The sequence below is a fragment of the Nitrospira sp. genome, assembly GCA_030653545.1.
In the GTDB taxonomy this organism is placed as follows: Bacteria; Nitrospirota; Nitrospiria; order Nitrospirales; family Nitrospiraceae; genus Nitrospira_D.
In genome coordinates, this window is record JAURZE010000006.1 from 53,618 (window position 1) to 69,614 (window position 15,997).

General features: G+C 59.6%; 15 protein-coding genes and 1 tRNA gene. 8 read left to right on the plus strand and 8 right to left on the minus strand.

Annotation, left to right across the window (positions count from 1 at the left end):
• Positions 1-12: 12 nt before the first annotated feature.
• Complete coding sequence (locus tag Q7U39_02100) at positions 13-1,383, plus strand: M20/M25/M40 family metallo-hydrolase (GenBank protein MDO9116724.1); 1,371 nt, start codon at positions 13-15, stop codon at positions 1,381-1,383.
• 196 nt (positions 1,384-1,579) lie between these two features.
• Here the strand turns inward: Q7U39_02100 and Q7U39_02105 are convergent, their stop codons facing one another.
• The 6 genes from Q7U39_02105 to der all read right to left on the minus strand — a co-directional run bounded on the left by Q7U39_02105 (position 1,580) and on the right by der (position 7,905).
• Positions 1,580-2,215 (minus strand): response regulator, encoded by a 636-nt coding sequence (locus tag Q7U39_02105; protein ID MDO9116725.1) that lies wholly within the window; start codon positions 2,213-2,215, stop codon positions 1,580-1,582.
• Between the two features lie 280 nt (positions 2,216-2,495).
• Positions 2,496-4,217, minus strand: a complete 1,722-nt coding sequence (locus tag Q7U39_02110; protein ID MDO9116726.1) for a hypothetical protein — start codon at positions 4,215-4,217, stop codon at positions 2,496-2,498.
• Between the two features lie 178 nt (positions 4,218-4,395).
• Entirely contained in the window at positions 4,396-4,695 is a 300-nt protein-coding gene (locus tag Q7U39_02115) for a zf-HC2 domain-containing protein (protein ID MDO9116727.1), read from the minus strand.
• A 2-nt stretch (positions 4,696-4,697) separates the two neighbouring features.
• On the minus strand, positions 4,698-5,339 hold the full coding sequence (locus Q7U39_02120; GenBank protein MDO9116728.1) for a sigma-70 family RNA polymerase sigma factor: 642 nt from the start codon (positions 5,337-5,339) through the stop codon (positions 4,698-4,700).
• A gap of 64 nt (positions 5,340-5,403) precedes the next feature.
• Positions 5,404-6,414 (minus strand): hypothetical protein, encoded by a 1,011-nt coding sequence (locus Q7U39_02125; GenBank protein ID MDO9116729.1) that lies wholly within the window; start codon positions 6,412-6,414, stop codon positions 5,404-5,406.
• A 114-nt stretch (positions 6,415-6,528) separates the two neighbouring features.
• Positions 6,529-7,905: a ribosome biogenesis GTPase Der gene (gene der, locus Q7U39_02130; protein ID MDO9116730.1), complete on the minus strand. Its 1,377-nt coding sequence runs from the start codon at positions 7,903-7,905 to the stop codon at positions 6,529-6,531.
• A 65-nt stretch (positions 7,906-7,970) separates the two neighbouring features.
• Between der and Q7U39_02135 the strand changes: the two genes are divergently transcribed.
• Positions 7,971-8,657 carry an HAD-IA family hydrolase gene (locus Q7U39_02135; protein MDO9116731.1) on the plus strand — a complete coding sequence of 229 codons (687 nt, stop codon included), beginning with the start codon at positions 7,971-7,973 and terminating at the stop codon, positions 8,655-8,657.
• Here the strand turns inward: Q7U39_02135 and Q7U39_02140 are convergent.
• Positions 8,626-9,282: a class I SAM-dependent methyltransferase gene (locus Q7U39_02140; GenBank protein MDO9116732.1), complete on the minus strand. Its 657-nt coding sequence runs from the start codon at positions 9,280-9,282 to the stop codon at positions 8,626-8,628. The two genes, Q7U39_02135 and Q7U39_02140, sit on opposite strands and share 32 nt — an antisense overlap.
• A gap of 157 nt (positions 9,283-9,439) precedes the next feature.
• Here Q7U39_02140 and Q7U39_02145 point away from each other — a divergent pair, with 157 nt between their 5' ends.
• The 4 genes from Q7U39_02145 (at position 9,440) to holA (ending at position 14,609) form a co-directional block, all read left to right on the plus strand.
• Positions 9,440-10,165, plus strand: coding sequence for an OmpW family outer membrane protein (locus Q7U39_02145; GenBank protein MDO9116733.1), 726 nt, complete (start codon positions 9,440-9,442; stop codon positions 10,163-10,165).
• A gap of 126 nt (positions 10,166-10,291) precedes the next feature.
• Positions 10,292-12,727, plus strand: a complete 2,436-nt coding sequence (gene leuS, locus Q7U39_02150; GenBank protein ID MDO9116734.1) for a leucine--tRNA ligase — start codon at positions 10,292-10,294, stop codon at positions 12,725-12,727.
• Between the two features lie 31 nt (positions 12,728-12,758).
• A complete protein-coding gene (locus tag Q7U39_02155) occupies positions 12,759-13,481 on the plus strand; it encodes an LptE family protein (GenBank protein MDO9116735.1) in 723 nt (240 codons plus the stop codon).
• An 18-nt stretch (positions 13,482-13,499) separates the two neighbouring features.
• On the plus strand, positions 13,500-14,609 hold the full coding sequence (gene holA / locus Q7U39_02160; GenBank protein ID MDO9116736.1) for a DNA polymerase III subunit delta: 1,110 nt from the start codon (positions 13,500-13,502) through the stop codon (positions 14,607-14,609).
• Here the strand turns inward: holA and rpsT are convergent.
• Positions 14,581-14,859: a 30S ribosomal protein S20 gene (rpsT, locus tag Q7U39_02165; protein ID MDO9116737.1), complete on the minus strand. Its 279-nt coding sequence runs from the start codon at positions 14,857-14,859 to the stop codon at positions 14,581-14,583. The two genes, holA and rpsT, sit on opposite strands and share 29 nt — an antisense overlap.
• An 88-nt stretch (positions 14,860-14,947) precedes the next feature.
• Here rpsT and pyrF point away from each other — a divergent pair, with 88 nt between their 5' ends.
• On the plus strand, positions 14,948-15,661 hold the full coding sequence (pyrF, locus tag Q7U39_02170; GenBank protein ID MDO9116738.1) for an orotidine-5'-phosphate decarboxylase: 714 nt from the start codon (positions 14,948-14,950) through the stop codon (positions 15,659-15,661).
• Between the two features lie 82 nt (positions 15,662-15,743).
• Positions 15,744-15,820, plus strand: a tRNA-His gene (locus Q7U39_02175).
• The last annotated feature ends 177 nt before the right edge of the window (positions 15,821-15,997 follow it).

The following is a 15,997-nucleotide window of genomic DNA, read 5'->3' on the forward strand; positions in this document are numbered from 1 at the left end:
GTGGAGGGATGTATGCCGGTGAATAAGCCGCAGCTCAAGAAATATATTGCGGACAGCCGCCCGCGATTTGAAGATCTTTTGGGGCAATTGGTCGAAGTGCCGTCTATCAGCATGGATCCGGCCCGGGCGGGGGAGATGCCGCGTGCCGCGACGCTGGCCGTGCAATATTTGAAGAGTCTTGGCGCCGACGCGCAAGTCGTCGAAACGGGCGGCTATCCGATCATTTCCGGAGGCTGGACAACGGGAGCCGACTACCCGACCGTCACCATCTACAACCATCTCGACGTGCAGCCGGCGCAGGAGCCGGAATGGAAAGAATCGCCCTTCGCGTTCCGCAAAGACAACGGCATCTATCATGGCCGCGGCGCGACAGACGACAAAGGTCCGGCGCTGTCGGCATTGCTCGGAGCCCGTTATGCGATCGAACAGGGCGTTCCGATCAACATTCGCTTTTTATGGGAGCTGGAAGAAGAGATCGGCAGTCCGCATTTCTCCGCTGGTCTCAAAAATCATATCGCGATTCCACGGCCCGACTCCGTCGTGGTGTCGGATACGATTTGGATCGCCAAAGGCAAACCGGCCATGCCCTACGGGCTGCGCGGATTGATCGGCGCGCGCCTGACCCTCAAGACGGGAACGAAGGATGCCCATTCGGGTGTGACGGGTGGAGCGGCTCGAAATCCACTGGCTGAGCTCATGGAAATTGTCCATGCCTGCGTGGATGCCAAGACCGGCAAGGTGAAGATCCCCGGATTCTACAACGACGTGGTCGAGCCCACGAAGGCGGAGATCAAGAGCTTTCTCAAGTCAGGCTTCCAAGTCTCCAAGTTCAAACAGGCTTACGGATTTCAGACGCTGCGTACGCAGGACCCTGCCGAGATCATGCGCCGTATCTGGGCGGCGCCAACCTTTGAAGTACATGGGCTGACCGGCGGCTATCAGGGACCCGGGGTCAAGACCGTCGTGCCGGGTCACGGAGAACTGAAAGTCAGCATGCGGTTGGTGCCCAATCAGACGCCCGAGAAGGCCTTTGCGCTGCTGAAGAAATTTGTCGCCAAGCTGAATCCCAACGTCAAGGTCGAGTCGGAGGGCATGTTGCAGCCGTTCCAGGGACTCTTCGAAGGGCCTTATGTCGATGCGGTGAAGCGGGCGGCGAAGGCGGGATTCGGCAAAGAGCCGGCCTTTATTCGCGAGGGAGGTTCGATCGGTGCGGTGGTGACCATGCAAAAGGCCTGGAAGGTGCCGATCCTCTTCATGGGCCTCAGTCTTCCCGAGCACGGTTACCATGCGCCGAACGAATACTTCGATTGGGGTCAGGCCTCCAGCGGCATGACCGCCTTCGCGCACTACTTCGAAGAATTAGCGAAGATGGGGAAGAGGTAGGGGAGGGAGTGGCCATATAGTCCTTCTTGCTCGCTGAGGCCCCACGATGAAGCGGTGGTCCCTCAATGCGCGCAGTGAAGGACCATCCGGCCACTCCCTTAGGTATGTGAGTAGAGTGGAGGTTTGAAGCCGAGCGAGTGGTCTCATGTGCTTGTTCGACGTGCGCAATCGAGGATTGCCCGCAGTCGGACATCGCTCAGCCGGCTTTCGGATAGGACTGTTCCATGCAGTCAGGACAGATATCCCGTTCCAGTTTCCTCTCGAAGCACTGTTCCAGATAATCTTCGATCCGTTTCCGATAGGTTCCATCCGAGCGGACTCGCTTACATTTTGAGCATATTGCGATCAGGCCGCGCAGACTTTTCAGCTCTTCGAGTGCCCGTTCGAGATCTTCAGTCTTCGCGACGAGTTCCTGCTCGCGCGCGATGCGGGCATCGAGCTCTTGCTTCAGGCTGAGGGCGGTGGAGACTCGGGCGACGAGTTCGACCGGGGTGAAGGGTTTCCGGAGAAAGTCGGTGGCACCGGCGGTATAGGCGGCTTGCAGATCAGCCGTCTCGGTCTTGGCGGTAATCACAAGGATTGGGGTGTGTTCCAGCCGTTCGAGTGAGCGAATCTTCCGGCAGGCTTCCAGTCCGTCGATATCCGGCATCATCAGATCCATCAGGATCACATCCGGATCGCAGGGCGTGACCCGTCTCCCCATGATGCCGAGCAGTTCCAACGCCTGACGCCCCGACTCGGCCGTCATGACCGGGCCATAACCGGCCTTGTGCAGAACCATCTGAAGAAGGTGGCGCGTTTCCTCAGAATCGTCAACAAGAAGGATGCTCATACACCTACGAATGCCTCAATGTCCGGTCGGTTCCGCGGGCCATCGGGGTCTTTCAGGATGTGGGTCAATTCTTATCCAATTGGATCATCGTTGCCTGGTCGCTAAAATCTTCCAGGAGATCAGATCATAACGGACGCTGGGGAATGCCCCTAGATATTTCGTAGTTTGAGAGACGCGCAGTCGGGGAACCCTGTGGTGCAAGAGCTCGCTCAGACAGGCAGATTGCGACCTGTGGCGTCCGACAGGCTGAGCCGGCGGACGCCACGGCATGCGGTCTACGTTATGGCTTTTTCTCTTCCGCCGTGGCCAGAATCGGTTGGAACATTGGATCGGCGTCCAGCACGGCTTTGAGTAATTCGGAATGGAGGAAATAGCGCCAGACTTCGTCAGTTTTGCCCGGGACTTCGTCAAACCAGCGTTTGGCTTCCGTGACGTGGTGCAGCAGCTTGGCCTTGTCCCCGTAGTTGGGCATGAAAATCATGCTGTAGGCCATCGTATATTCTGCCAGGAATTTGTCGAGGGGCAGATCGGCCACCGCCAGCGAGGCGTCTGCATCGGCATAGGCACGGTTGATTTCAGGATCGTGCAGGATTCTGTTCCACGCGGATTTATGCAGGCGAGACCAGGCGAGTTGCAGCAAGGCTTCAGCCTTGGCAGATCTTCGCGTGTCGGGAATCTCCTTGGCCAAGGCCTCGTGAGTCTCAATGGCGGCCTGCTGGTCGTTATTCCAGCGATAGGCGACGCCCAATCGGAACCGGTTGTCGAGTTGTTCCGGTCTGACTTTGGCCAGCGTTTCCAGCGCCGGCAACATGCGGAAAAGAAAATCGGCCGGCGTCGGCTGGGAGAGGCCGCCCATTTCCATTCCGTTGGACAGGTCTGTTCTGGTGGATTGGGCATAGATATTCCAGTAGAACTCGCTGGCGACCAGGGCCAAGGCCTGATCCCTAATGGTGAGATTGTGCCCGGTGCTCCCCTCCCGCAACAGGACAGCGTAGAGGTTCCTGGTGAGGACGGTCAGCGCGTCCGGTTGATTCGGATCGATAATCAGCACGCGGTTGAGCAGGGCCACCCGGTCGCGCAACTCAGGAAACGTGGCGGCTCGTGCTGCCGCTGCGGTCAGCGTCCCCGGCTGATCGCCCGGTCCCCACCACACCATGGATTCCGGCAGCGGCCGGCTGATCTCCGTCGTGAACGGAATCTTCTCCGCGACCATTCCCGCGACGGACGGTTCGGTGACCACCGGCAGATTGAATACGGCGATGTCACCCGGGAAGCCGTGTTTCTTCAGCCCGGTGAAGACAACCCACTGCGTCGTGACGGATTTCAGCGACTTGCGCGCCCGCTTGATGGTGTTCGTCCACTTGACCGTCCCTTCGGCATAGGTGACCGGTGAGGCTAGGGGATCCTGATACTGTACGTTCAGTAAGACGAGCGTTGTGGGCACGGCCAGGATCTTTCCGTTGGCGTTCAATCGGAAGGAGCTGGCGGCCAAGGCGTGGCTTTGGGTGACGCTGACACGGAGACCGCTGCCCGGAGGAGAGACCCCCAGCTCTTCCATGACGAAGGCCGATGCCGGCATGCGCGCGAGCTCGTCTCTGAAGAAGACCAGCGGGCCGGTGCTCGGCCAGAGGACCGTCATTCCTGTGTCGTCGCGTTTCAACGCGGGCGCATGGGCGGTCTTCAGTCCCTCCCAACAGGATTCATATGAAGGGTCGGTAGCCGGCGGGTAGGCCTTCAATCCCGACGGCGCAGCTGTCAGCAGCCGAAATTGACAGGCAAAGTCCAGCTGTCCGACCGTGACGCGGTCTCCCTTGGCGAGGGCTTCGGTATAACGCCGCGCGGCATCGGCAGCCGGGCTAGTGGCATGGCCGGCCGGTTTGGACTTGTGCGAGGTTGCCGCGAAGGCGGCCTCCATTCCGGGCCACCCTGCCAGGAGGGCGGTCATCAGAGTAAGCAGGATGGGCGTACGAAGGTTGTTGTGGATACGACAAAGCATCATCATCACCTATTTCCTGGACGCACATAATAAAGGCTAAAGAACGACACTGTAGCATGGCGTCAGACGAATCTGAAAGAGGCCAGGGGAGCGGATTTGGCGATATTCAGCGGTGAGAGCCGTCGATGATGATCCGGCGGCATCCGAGCTGCCCAGGGCGGGAATCCTAAAATGTGTGATGTCGTTAGCGCGGGCGAGCGGCTCGGAGAATGTCGTTTCGCATGCGGGCTCGTTCGGTGGGCGAGAGGACCGGTGCCGGTTGGTGTTGACAGAGGGCGACAGTTTGTCGGAGCGAGGCGACGAACTCTTCGCAGTTGGGGCAGGCGCCGAGGTGCTTGCGTAGCTCCTCGCACAGCGTGCCGGGCAATTCATCGTCGATGTAGGCGGACAGTTTTTTTAAGATGGCCACGCAACGTCCTTTCCCATGACGATGGGGGCGGGCGGGCTTTCGCTGAACGGATCGGGTCGTCGTCCGCTTGGCCATGGCTAGCGTCCTCCTTGCTTGAACGGGTGGCCGTTGTGCGATGGTTCGGAAGTGGCAATTCCCTGAGCGCTGAGCTCGCGCCGGACAAACAAGCGGGCCCGATGCAGCCGGGATTTCACGGCGCGCTCATTGAGCGCGACGATGCTGCCCACTTCTTTGGCGCTCAACCCTTCCATGTCCCGCAGGACCAGAACCATGCGATAGTGTTTGGGCAGCTTGGCAATCGCCCGATCGAGCGCCTGGCGAAGTTCTTTATTTTGCAGCGCCTCTTCCGGGCTGAGTCCGTCCACCGGAATCTGCAGGCGAAACTCTCCCTCCGAGGTCGGGATAAATTCCTCCAGCGACAGCTCCCGGTCAGGCGCACCTTTCCGTTTGCGCCGCATGCGTGAACAGGCCCGCGCCGCGATGGCGTAGAGCCAGGTCGAGACCTGCGCCTCCCCGCGGAATGCCTGATAACCTCGATAGGCATTGAGAAACGTTTCCTGGACCAGATCCTTCGCCGCTTCGGGTTCCCCGCAGAGTCTGGTCGCGAAGCGGTACATCTGATCGACATGGTCTCGGTACAACGTATCAAAGCTCGCCGCGGTACGCGCCTCATTGCGTGAGGCCGGTGCGGGTTTCTTGGAGGGCGCCGGATTTTTCATGCTCGTGCCGGAGAGTCTACGGAGAGATCGAAAACGCTGTCAAGGACGAGAGAGAGCTCGGAGTCTAATTGAAGTGATGAAAGTCGACGACCGTCCCGTCGCCATTGAGCTCAACGGTGATCGGACTGCCTTCTTTGGCTCCGGCGAGCGCGGATTTCCCGCGATCGGTCGGGAACGTTTGTTCGCCGGCCGGGGTCCAGAATCTCACCCCGGTGCGTTCCGGGGTGGAGAATTCGAGCGGACCGGTTATGAACCGACGTATCGGGGCGGTCCCATGGGCCGGGGTCAAGTCGGCCACGACTGAGTGGTGATGAACATGGAGGGTCATGGTCTGGCCGACCTTGGCGTTTTTGATCCCGATTTTGGCATTGACGTTGATGACGCCGACCGGCGTTTTGAAAAAGATGAAGTTCGATTTTAGTTTTGACACCGTCCCGCTCAAGAGTACATGCGCGTCCGATCCGCTGGGGGGCACTTGGCCGATCTGCAAATCGAATTGGAGGTCATGCACGCCGATGATGGTGCCGGTGTCATCGACTTCCACCGTCACAGGATCACCGTCATGTAGGGTGGACAGTGCGGTCTCATGTGTTCCGGCGTGGAAGGGCTTCTCACCATCCGGGGTCCAGAGTATCAACGATTTCTGCTCCTCCGCGCTCCTCGTGGTGGGACCGGTTAGATAGCGATGGACGAGAGAATCGTCGGCCCGCTTGCGGATCTCAACGGCCATACTGGACCCGTGAATCCAGAAGGAGACGCTCTGTGAGGCGCGCATGTCCTTCAATGTCGATTTCGAACTGAGCGTCAGCAGCCCCACGGGCGTCTTCAGGAACACGATGCCCGGCTTCGCTCTCCAGACCGATCCCTTGAGTGCGATGGACGGGCTGGTCTCATCGTGATCGGTCGCGGCGGATGGGTCTGGCTGGGTGGCCGGGGGCGTTTGCGCGAGACTCGACGTGGAGAATCCTTGCAACCAGAGTCCGCTCAGGGAAGCGCAGAAGAGCATGAGGCGAACGATGGTCGATAGTGGCGTCATGATCGTGGGGTAATTTGGTTCAGACAATGATCCGTTCAAGTCTCTATCCAGTTAGTCTGCGAATAACATGAGGCTGGAATCGAGTCAAGTGAATCCCCTTCGCCTCGTCTATGACGGGGGAGATCGCCTGGATGACGTTCGAGACGGCGGCGGTTATTTCTTACGGACGAGAATACGAATCGGTGTGCCGGAAAACCCGTAGGCATCACGGAGTTGGTGTTCCAGAAATCCTATATACGCCGGGCCCACGTCTTGTGGATGCCCGCAAAACAAGGCAAAGGAGGGCGGCTTTGTCGCCACTTGGGTGATGAAGGCGGCCTTCGACGTTTTCGTCGGTTTGCCCTTCCGAACCGGGAGCGGATGAGACTCCAGGATTTTTTGGAGCCATTGGTTAAGCGCCCCGGTCGGCACCCGCTTATTGAACGACGCATACACGCTGTTGATATTGGGGAACAGCTGATGCAGGGAGTCGGGCTGAGCGGCGGACCCGAATAAGACCGGAGCCCAGGTCAGGAACGGGAAGCGCCGATGGAGTTCACGCTCATATTCCTGGCGGGCTTCGGCATCATTGGCGCGGAGGTCCCACTTGTTCACGAGCAGCATGCATGCGCGGCCTTGCTTGAGCACTGCTCCGGCGATTTTCGTGTCCTGTTCCGTCACGCCTTCCACCGCGTCGAGCAGTAGGACGGCGACATCGGAGCGACCGATGGCTCTCAACGAGCGCATGACGCTGTATCCTTCGAGCCCCGGTTCGATGCGGCCGCGCCGGCGGATCCCGGCCGTATCCGTAAAAATATAGCGCTGGTCGTCGTGTACGACGAGCGAATCGATCGGGTCGCGTGTGGTGCCGGGCATATCGCTGACGACGACACGTTCCTCACCCAGGACGGCGTTGGTCAATGTTGACTTGCCCACATTCGGGCGGCCGACAAGGGCGATCCGCGGGAGTTGCGTGACTTCAGTGCTCTCATCCGGCGGGGGGAGCAGCGGGTAGAGTTCGTCCAGTAATTCGGACACTCCGATGCCGTGTTCGGCGGAGACTGCGTGGAACTCGGCCTTTCCCAACTGATAAAAATCGGCAATGAGCGGCTCGGCTTTCGGCGTATCAATCTTGTTGATCACGTAAAAGATGGGCTTGGTCACGCCACGCAGGAGCTTCACGACTTCGTGGTCCGGAGGCGTCAACCCCGCCCGGCCATCCAGGATGAACATGAGAATGTCGGCTTCGGCGATGGCCAGTTCGGATTGCCGGCGAATCAAGGTCAACATGCCGTCGGAGGAGGAGAGATCGAGTCCGCCGGTATCGACCAGCCGGAACTTTCGGTCGCGATAGGTCGCGTCCGCGTAGTTGCGGTCGCGGGTCACGCCGGGGACGTCATCCACGATGGCGGTCTTGACGCCGAGGATCTTGTTGAACAATGTCGACTTCCCCACGTTCGGCCGGCCGATGATGGCGACGAGCGGCATCGGGGCAGCGGAGCTGAACGGCAGGGTTTTGGTCTTCGTCGGAGAATCGCGCATCTTTTTCATAGGTCTGCGACCGTATCACAGGAATTTTGGCAAACACAACCGGCGTCAGGTACACTTCCGGTGTCATGAGGCAATTAGGCATCAATTGGGCTGAAATCGACGACGTCCTGCTCGATATGGACGGCACGTTGCTGGACAGGCATTTCGACAACTTCTTTTTCGAAGAGGAGTTGCCTCGCCGCTACGCGGCCCTGCAAGGCCTCCCGTTCGAAGAGTCGCGCGATCGCTTGATGGCGATGTATCGATCGGTGGAAGGGGAATTGGCCTGGACCGATCTCCATTATTGGACCGAACGGGTGGGGATCGATGTGGTCGCGATGCACAGGGAACTGGACCATATGATCGGGTTTCTTCCCGGCGCGGAGTCCTTCCTCACGGAGGTTCGTCGGCGTGGAAAGCGGATCACGATCCTCACCAACGCGCACGCTTCAGGCGTCGAGGTCAAGACAGCCAAGACCGGCCTGGATCGCTATGTGGATCGGATCGTCGACGCGTTTGAGGTGGGCTATCTTAAGATGCGCCAGGAATATTGGCCGACCTGCCAGCGGCTGGTCGGGTTCGATCCGGCGCGCGCGTTGTTTGTGGACGATGATGAGGCCTGCCTTCATGCGGCGCAACGGTTCGGCCTGACTCAGATTATCCACAGCGCTAAGTCCAGCTCTCAACTCCCTGCCGAGGCGTCGAGCACGTTCACCTCAATTGAGCAGATGACGGCGCTGCTCAACGGCCATCCGTTTCCGACAGGGCGCTGACGTTTATCCGGTTTGGCGTGGCGACTCCGCGGTACAGTTCTCCCCCGATCCGTGGCACTCCCTCCATCACGAAGCGATCGAGTTGCACGATGTGTAACCCGGCCTTACCGATGAGCTGGTCGATCCGCCGGTTCAGGTTGCAGCCACAGCCGATCACGTTCTGAATCGGGTTCAGTCGATCCTGCCACGTCGCGATGGTGGTCTCGTCGCTCCGGCCATGCTCGAGAAACAGGAATCGTCCCGTTGGCTTCAGCACGCGCCGTACTTCTTGTAAGGCCCGTACTGGGTCAGGGATGGTGCAGAGGGTCCAGGTGCTGACCGCGCAATCGAAGGAGTGGTTGTCATAGGGGAGCCGTTCCGCACTAAGGTGTGTGATTTCAACAGGAAAGTGCACGGCCGCACGTCGTTTCGCTACGCGATCCGGGAGCAGCGGGGCCGGATCGACGGCATGGAGGCGTAAGACGCGTGGCGGGTAATACGCCAGATTAAGCCCAGTGCCTAGCCCGATTTCAAGGACTTCGCCTTCGGCGTTTTTGAGCAAATCCTCCCGTAATCGCTGGAATTCTTTTCCCCTCATGACTCGATCCATGAGGCGGGGGAAGATGTGTTTCGCGTAGAGTCCCATGGAACAGTCTCTCCGGGTAGCCCTTTTGTGGGAGCCTGGTCCCCCCTCTGTACGATAGTCACATCGCCAAGCATACCGTATCCTTACTCTATCAACGCAACCGGACAGAGCGGTTGTCACATCGGGGATTTAGCGAAATAGCGTGGGAGGTAAGGATATGAACACGCATCATCAGGGGAAGGGAGCAGACGTGTCCCGTTGGTTCATGATCGGAACATGTGTGTTGATGATTCTGTCCGCATCCGCCGGTCATGCAGAGACTTATATTGCCGGGCAGGTCGGCTTTACTCTGGCCCAGGATACCGCTCGCGGCCGGGTGAATGACCCCACGTATTCCGGCTTCCCGACCGGGACGTCGATCTCCAATGTCGATTTAAACAACTCAATCATGTATGGCATGAAAGTAGGGCACTATTTCGGGTCAGTCCCGTGGCTCGGCGTGGAACTCGAAGGGTTTGTCACGACACCTCATCGCCCTCAGCAACGATTGACCCTTGGGGTCCCAGGAAGCGGCAATGTCACCCTGGAGGAGGGAGGCGCGACGAACCGATTTATTGTGGTGTCGCCTGTTCTGTTGGCGCGCTACCAAGCCGGGGCCTTCGAGCCTTATGTCGGTGTGGGGCCTGGTCTATTTATGCTGCATCAGAAACAGCTGACGTCGGCAGCGAGCGGAACGGCCTATTCTCAGTCCTACACAGGGATCGGTCTCAATACACAGGTTGGACTGCGTTATCGATTGACCGACCATGTCTCAATGTTCGGAGAATGGAAATTTAACTACGCACGTCTGAACCTTCCCGGCCAGGCCGACGTCAACCATTTCGGCATCAATGCGATTGCGACACTCCATCATTTTGTGTTCGGTGTTGCGTATCACTTCTAGCGTTTCTTCGGGGGCCGGCCAATCGGGTCCGGCCGGCCCCCACCCGCTCCACGCTCCCCTCCTCATTGTTGTTGCCCCTGCTGGTCTGTGTTAGAGTTCCACGATTTTTTAATCCCCCGGAGAGTCATGGCAAAAGGGTACGATCATCACGCGCTGGAAGTGAAGTGGCAGGCCTATTGGGAAGAACATCGCCCCTTCCGCGCCTTGCAGGACACCACTAAGCCGAAGTTTTATTGCCTCGATATGTTCCCCTATCCGTCCGGGTCCGGGCTCCATGTCGGGCATCTGGAAGGTTATACCGCCACGGATATCGTTTCCCGCTACAAACGGATGAAGGGCTTCAATGTCCTCCATCCGATGGGTTGGGATGCCTTCGGCCTGCCGGCCGAGCAATATGCGGTCAAGACCGGTGTGCATCCCGCCCAAACCACGGCGCAAAACATCGCGACATTCAAACGGCAGATGAAGCGGGTGGGATTGTCCTACGATTGGGAGCGGGAACTCAGCACGACCGACCCCGATTACTATCGCTGGACGCAGTGGATCTTTCTCCAACTCTATAAACGCGGGCTGGCGTATGTCGCCGAAGTTCCGGTCAATTGGTGCCCGGCGCTCGGGACGGTGCTGGCGAACGAAGAGATCGTCGACGGCAAGAGCGAGGTCGGCGGGTTCGATGTGATTCGCAAGCCCATGCGCCAGTGGGTGTTGAAGATTACCGCCTATGCCGACCGGCTGCTCGAAGACTTAAAGCTGGTGGAGTGGCCTGCCAGTACGCTGGAGATGCAAAAGAATTGGATCGGCCGGTCGATCGGTGCGGAAGTGGATTTTGCTCTGGCCGATACCCGGGGCACCGTCCGGGTGTTTACCACCAGGCCTGACACCCTCTTTGGCGCGACGTACATGGTGTTGGCGCCCGAGCACCCGCTGGTGGATATCGTGACCAGCGCCGCTCAAAAATCCGCCGTGGTGGCCTATCGCGATGCGGCCGCCAGAAAGAGCGATCTGCAGCGACAGGAATTGGATAAGGAAAAGACCGGCGTGTTCACGGGCGGCTACGCGATCAACCCGGTGAACGGCGAGCGGCTGCCGGTGTGGCTGGCGGACTACGTCCTCATGAGCTACGGCACCGGCGCGATCATGGCGGTTCCGGCGCACGACGAGCGGGACTGGACGTTCGCCAAGACCTATCAGTTGCCGATTCGAGAAGTGATTCAGGGGGGGCAGGTTCAAGAGGCGGCATTCGTCGCGACCGATCGCGGCGCGGTCGTGAACTCGGTCATGCCGGACGGGTCCTTGTCTCTGAACGGCATGAAGCCGGCCGAGGCAATCCCGGCGATCACGGCCTGGCTCGAGCAGAAGGGCAAGGGAAAGAAGGCGATCAACTATAAGCTGCGCGACTGGCTTTTTGCCCGGCAGCGCTACTGGGGAGAGCCGTTCCCGATTGTGTGGGTCGAGGGCGAGTCACACCCGCTGCCCGAGGAACAGCTTCCGTTGATCTTGCCGGAGACCCACAACTTTAAGCCATCCGGCAGTGGAGAAAGTCCGCTGGCGAATTTGGAAGAATGGCTGGTGACCACCGATCCTGCCACAGGGAAGCCGGCCCGGCGCGAAACGAATACGATGCCGCAGTGGGCCGGTTCCTGCTGGTACTATCTCCGCTTCGCCGATCCAAAGAACACGAAGCAGCTGGTGGACCCGGCGATGGAGCGGTATTGGCTGCCGGTCGATCTTTACGTCGGAGGCAGCGAACATGCCGTGCTGCATCTGCTCTATTCACGCTTCTGGCACAAGGTACTGTTCGATATCGGGGTGGTGAGCACACCGGAACCGTTTAAGAAGCTGGTGCATCAAGGTATCGTACTGGGCGAGGACAATCAAAAGATGTCCAAGTCGCGCGGGAACGTGGTGAATCCCGACGATATGATGGATCAGTTCGGCGCCGATGCGGTGCGGCTCTATGAAATGTTTATGGGGCCGCTGGAGGCGATGAAGCCTTGGAGTACGCGCGGGGTTGAAGGGGTGACCCGTTTTTTAGAGCGGGCATGGCGATTGATCGTCACGGAAGAAGGCGGGCTGTCTGCGTCTGTGGTGTCGGCATCGCCCAGTCTTGAGCAACAACGGCTGTTGCATCAGACCATCAAGAAGGTCTCGGAGGATATCGACGAACTCCGTTTCAACACCGCCATTGCTCAAATGATGGTGTTCACCAATGAAATGACCAAGGCCGAACAGCGCCCACGGGCCCTGCTCGAGCCGTTCGTCTTGCTGCTCTCGCCCTTTGCGCCGCATGTGGCGGAGGAGCTCTGGGCTATTCTCGGTCATGCGCCGAGCGTGTCTCTGCAACCCTGGCCGCAGTTTGACCCGGCGTTGACGGTCAGTGACCGGCTCACTATCCCGGTCCAGGTGAACGGCAAGCTTCGCGGGAAGATCGAGGTGGCGGCGGATACCGCGCGCGACGTGGTGGAGCGCGCCGCTCGTGAGATTGTGGCGGAGTGGCTGCAAGGCGGTGAGCCGAAGAAAGTGATCTATGTCGAGAAGAAACTCGTGAATTTCGTGGTGTGATAGCGCGATGAGCGGGATAGACGAGACAAGCGTGAATAGTAAGCTGCGGGAAATACCGGAGCTGTGCTGTGCGCAGACTCATTATGCGGCTGTATTTGATTGGGGCAAGGGCCGTTTTGTCGGGCGCATGATTCGCGCAATTCCCGCGTGTCTCGCGCTGGTGTTGTGGGTCGGTTGCGGCTATCAGTTCCGTGTGGAGGGAGCCGGGCCGACGATCGGCGGAGCGCCTGCACGGGTCTCGGATCAACCGACCCCGCGGCTGGTCATTCGCACGCTGGAGAATAAGAGTTTCGAGCCGAATCTGGAGACCCGCTACACGAACTATCTACGGCGGGAATTCTCGTCCGGCAGCGGGACCCAGGTCGTTCCGGACAGCGAGGCGGCGGATCTCGTTCTGACCGGGCAGATCTTGTCAGTCAGCGTGCCGACCTTAAGCTTCAGTCTGACGCCGACGCCTGGGAATCAGGCGGGATCGGCCACGACGTTGGAGAGCCGGGCAGAAGTGACGGTCGTGGTGAAAATCGAAGAAACGCGGACGAAGAAGCTGGTCTGGACGCAGGTCGCCAAGGGCTCATCAGAGTTCTATATCACCCCCGATCTGCAATTTAACCGTGTCTTGCAAACCCGCGCCTTGGAGCAGGCCGGCCGGTTCGCAGCAGAAGATCTTGCGTCACGGTTTCTCCTGCACCTGGAATCTGGCGGGGGGGGCAAGCCTGCGGCGGAGACTTCCTCCACGGTGCCAGCCGCCAAGTAGAGTATTTTCGAGGACGATATGGGAACCGCACTCAGTTCATTGCAACTCCACGCCGCCTTGCGGCAGCAACCTCCTGCGCCCGTGTATCTCGTGGTGGGGGAGGAGGATCTCCTGCGCGATGAGGCCGTGGCCACACTCAAGGCCGCGTTGCTCGGAGAAGGCGGGGATTTTAATTTTGATGTGTTCTATGGCGACGAGGCGGCCGGGACCGACATCCTGACCTGTGCGTTGGAAGTGCCGGTGTTTGCCGAATGCCGGGTGGTCCTGGTGAAAGGCGCTGAAAAAATCTCTGCCCGTGAGGCCGAAGTGCTGCTGCCGTACCTCGCTGCTCCGGTGCAGGCGACCACGGTGATTTTTGTCAGCGCTAAGCTGGACGGGCGGCTGAAGTTTTCCCAGGCGCTCGCCCGCGCCGCCGTGACGGTCGACTGTTCACCGTTACGGGATATGCACTTAGGGCCGTGGATAAATCGGGATGCGCAACGGCTTGGCCTGCGGTTGGACGAGAAGGCCGTGGAGGTGCTCAAGGAGACGTCCGGCGGATCGTTGTACGCCGTCCGGCGTGAACTCGAAAAGCTCGCGTCCTATATCACGACCGACCGTGTGGCGACCGCTGCCGATGTCTATCAACTGCGGGGAGTTGAACCCGGCGCGTCGGTGTTCGACCTCACGCTGGCGATCGCAGAGGGCCAACGCGGGCGGGTGCTGGCGATTCTTGCCAGAAATCTTGAGGCCGGCGAGGCGCCGCTGCGCATTCTCGGTTCCTTGGCCTGGCAGTATCGCCGGATTTGGAAAATGAAGGAGCTGCTTCGTGAGGGCGGGCGTGAGGGGGAGGCCGCGAGGACCTTGCGCATGGATCCGATGCAGGTCAAGACGTTTCTGGGCCGTCTGTCAGATGGGCACGTGCGGGATGCGCTGCGATGGTTTTGGGAAGCCGACAGCCAGCTCAAGGGAGGCAGTAGTGGCCAGCCCAAGATGACCATGGAGCGGGTACTGTTGCGGCTCTGTCAGTCTGTCGCGCAGGCGCACGCAACCGCCCCCCACCAACCACCGGCCCCGGCAGGGCGGGGCTCGGCGCGAGTGGTTTCGAATGTCAGAACGATTACGAGCGGGAACCGGACAGGCCGTTGACGTGTTGGGTCAAGCGGGAGATACGGCGGGACGCGGTGTTGGGCTTCAGGGCGCCCTTGGTCACGGCTTTGCTGAGGGCCGAGGTGGCCGCACGCAAGGCCGTCTTCGCATCGTCCGCCTTCTTATCGGCCACGGCCGACTGGACTTTCTTGACCAGAGTTTTGACCGCGCTCAACGTGGCTTTGTTCCGATCGCGGCGACGTTCGGCCTGACGGGCACTGCGAAGGGTGGACTTGTGGATCACAGGCATTGTCTATTCCTCCAAAAAAAGAGCAAACTATGTATCATAGGGGACAGTGAGTCGTCAACAATCGGCCGACCCCTTCACAAGGAATCCTATGGCAAAGATCATTGCGCGTGACCGGTTGATATTCGCTCTCGACGTTCCGTCGGTCGTCGAAGCCGAGCGCCTACTGGATCGGCTCGAAGGGCATATCTCCTTCGTGAAGGTCGGACTGGAGCTCTACACCGCCGCCGGTCCGGAGATGATTAAGCGGGTGCTCGATCGAAAAATGCGGGTGTTTCTCGACCTGAAGTTCCTCGATATCGAAGAAACCGTTCGCCGGGCGACCGCCAAGGTCGCAGCCATGGGCGTCGACTTTCTCACGATCCATGCGAATCGCAAGGCTTTGGCGGCAGCGGTGCAGGGGCGTGAAGGGTCGGCCTTGAAATTGTTGGCGGTCACCGTCCTGACGAATTTCGACAGCCACGATCTCCGCGATATGGGGATTCAGCGAAGCGTGCAGGATCTTGTGACCGCGCGCGCGCTCCTGGCGTCCGAAGTCGGCTGCGACGGGGTCGTCGCGTCCGGAGAAGAGCCGGCGGCCATCCGACAGAAGGTCGGGCCCCGGTTTTTGATTGTCACACCCGGGGTGCGTCCGGCCGGAAAGGGAGTGGACGACCATGCCCGGGCGACGACGCCCACCCAGACGATCGCAGCGGGGGCCGACTATCTCGTCATCGGCCGGCCGATTCGGGACGCCGCGGATCCGGTAGCCACGGTGACCGAGATTGTGAACGAGATGCAGACGGCGTTCGATGCTCGCCCATAGGCCGGGCAGGGCTGAGTTGCGGCGCATCACTGCTCTTTGCTAAGATCCCCCCGCTGCGTGCAGATTCAATTCCTTCCGGATGGTGGGTGTAGCTCAGTTGGTTAGAGCGCTGGATTGTGGATCCGGAGGTCGCGGGTTCGAAACCCGTCACTCACCCCATCTCGCCTTTTAATAAAAATAGGACGCTCTCTTAATCCCTAGTGTAGTGTCTCAGTAATATCTTTCCAATATTGGTTGGTTCTGGTATCGTCTGGGGTATGTGGAAACCAACCGACTCGTTGCCGATGACGGGAGAACAGAAACAGACGTTGGAGGCGTGGATGCGGGCGAAGACCA

Coding starts and splice junctions, on each gene's coding strand:
- der (MDO9116730.1), bottom strand. CDS start 7,905: ATGAAAAAGATGCGCGATTCTCCGACGAAGACCAAAACCCTGCCGTTC.
- Q7U39_02140 (MDO9116732.1), bottom strand. CDS start 9,282: ATGGGACTCTACGCGAAACACATCTTCCCCCGCCTCATGGATCGAGTC.
- holA (MDO9116736.1), top strand. CDS start 13,500: ATGGGAACCGCACTCAGTTCATTGCAACTCCACGCCGCCTTGCGGCAG.
- Q7U39_02115 (MDO9116727.1), bottom strand. CDS start 4,695: ATGGCCAAGCGGACGACGACCCGATCCGTTCAGCGAAAGCCCGCCCGC.
- Q7U39_02110 (MDO9116726.1), bottom strand. CDS start 4,217: ATGATGATGCTTTGTCGTATCCACAACAACCTTCGTACGCCCATCCTG.
- Q7U39_02135 (MDO9116731.1), top strand. CDS start 7,971: ATGAGGCAATTAGGCATCAATTGGGCTGAAATCGACGACGTCCTGCTC.
- Q7U39_02100 (MDO9116724.1), top strand. CDS start 13: ATGCCGGTGAATAAGCCGCAGCTCAAGAAATATATTGCGGACAGCCGC.
- rpsT (MDO9116737.1), bottom strand. CDS start 14,859: ATGCCTGTGATCCACAAGTCCACCCTTCGCAGTGCCCGTCAGGCCGAA.
- Q7U39_02120 (MDO9116728.1), bottom strand. CDS start 5,339: ATGAAAAATCCGGCGCCCTCCAAGAAACCCGCACCGGCCTCACGCAAT.
- leuS (MDO9116734.1), top strand. CDS start 10,292: ATGGCAAAAGGGTACGATCATCACGCGCTGGAAGTGAAGTGGCAGGCC.
- Q7U39_02105 (MDO9116725.1), bottom strand. CDS start 2,215: ATGAGCATCCTTCTTGTTGACGATTCTGAGGAAACGCGCCACCTTCTT.
- pyrF (MDO9116738.1), top strand. CDS start 14,948: ATGGCAAAGATCATTGCGCGTGACCGGTTGATATTCGCTCTCGACGTT.
- Q7U39_02145 (MDO9116733.1), top strand. CDS start 9,440: ATGAACACGCATCATCAGGGGAAGGGAGCAGACGTGTCCCGTTGGTTC.